Origin of the sequence: Paraburkholderia lacunae (assembly GCF_003353175.1) — a bacterium.
Lineage (GTDB): Bacteria > Pseudomonadota > Gammaproteobacteria > Burkholderiales > Burkholderiaceae > Paraburkholderia > Paraburkholderia lacunae.
The window spans coordinates 1-1,132 of sequence record NZ_QHKS01000096.1 but is presented as its reverse complement, the minus strand read 5'-3'; the positions used below and the strand labels follow the sequence as shown (position 1 = coordinate 1,132).

Annotated in this window: 1 protein-coding gene; it reads right to left on the bottom strand. The window is 59.3% G+C overall.

Features of this window, described 5'->3' with window-relative positions; genetic code table 11:
* Nucleotides 1–7: 7 nt before the first annotated feature.
* Nucleotides 8–1,132, bottom strand: a 1,125-nt coding sequence (locus DLM46_RS38890; protein WP_123060205.1) for an IS30 family transposase, incomplete at its 5' end; no start/stop codon positions are given.

Here is a 1,132-nt window from a genome sequence, read left to right as displayed (position 1 = left end):
GGCGGATTCAACCGGTGGATGCAATAGTTTGCTGGAATCGTTCGGCTGGCGTTTCGTAGTTCAGGGTTTTTCTCGGACGCTCGTTCAATCGTCTCGCTACGGCATTGAGTTTAGCCTGTGAATACACTGACAGGTCGGTGCCTTTGGGCAAATACTGCCTCAATAGCCCGTTCGTATTTTCGTTCGATCCGCGCTGCCATGGATGATGGGGGTCGCAGAAGTAGACCTTGATATCGGTGGCCACGGTGAAACGTTTGTGCCCGGCCATTTCCGTTCCCCGATCCCATGTCAGCGATTTATAGAGTTCCTGCGGCAACTTGCAGGCATGCCTGATGAGTGCATTGATGACCGTCTCGCTATCCTTGCTGGCGATCTTAACCAGCATGACGTAGCGTGTCTGCCGTTCGACGAGTGTCGCGATCTGGCTGCTGCCGCTACCGCACAGCAGATCACCTTCCCAGTGGCCCGGTACCGCGCGGTCTTCAACTGTAGCTGGGCGTTCGCTGATCGATACCGTGTCGCGAATCCTGCCGTGATCATCCGTCTTCTGCGTGTGATGGCGCGAACGGCGCATAGCCCGCGTGCGCCGCAAGTGCGCCAGCAACTCCTTCTTCAGGGCACCACGGGCCTGTATGAAGAGAGTGCGATAGATGGTCTCGTGGGACACGTGGAAGTCCTCGTTGTCCGGGTACGCGCGCCTGAGCCATCCGGCAATCTGCTGCGGTGACCACTGCAGCTGGAGCTTGCCTGCCACGATGTGCGCCAGCATCCGGTGCTCAACCAGTTTACAGGCTTTGGGACGCCGCGCCCGATCCCAGGCAAGCTGGTCGGCGTGGCTCGCCCGGTAGCCGTCCGGTCCGCTGTTACGCTTGATCTCACGGCAGATGGTGGAGGGAGCTCGCGAAAGTCGCCTCGCGATCGACTGGATCGAATCGCCAGCCACGAGCGCCCGTGATATCTCTTCGCGCTCAGCCAACGTCAGCGACAATCCCGAACGGTGCCTTTGTGGTGGCCGGATCCCACCTGTCTCAGCCAGAATCCCCTGGACCGACGAGTGGTTCCGATCAAAAAGCTGGGCGATCTTCTGGAGAGATTCGCCCTTCTGCCAACGTTCCCACATCAGCGCTTTCTG